The sequence below is a fragment of the Rhizobium sp. SVR5-2C genome (assembly GCF_056755115.1).
On record NZ_JBNDHT010000491.1, the window covers coordinates 1 to 249 of the forward strand.

The 249-nt window shown below is 47.8% G+C and carries 1 protein-coding gene; it reads left to right on the forward strand.

Going from position 1 to position 249, the window contains the following annotated elements:
* The coding region (locus tag ACPYOI_RS36640) for a carboxy terminal-processing peptidase (RefSeq protein WP_481424255.1) at positions 1 to 249 on the forward strand (249 nt) is incomplete at both ends.

Genomic DNA, 249 nt, shown 5'->3' on the forward strand with positions numbered 1-249 from the left:
GTGATATGACGCAGTTTGGTCCTGAACTGCTGAAAGCGCACAACGATCGCATCGCCAAAGATCCGGAATTCCAGTACATCATGAAGGACATTGCTCGTTTCAATGCCCTGAAAGATAAGCGGAATATTGTTTCTCTCAACTACGCTCAGCGTGAGAAAGAGAACAACGAAGATGATGCAACGCGTCTGGCGCGTATCAACGATCGCTTCAAGCGTGAAGGTAAGCCTCTGCTTAAGAAACTGGACGATC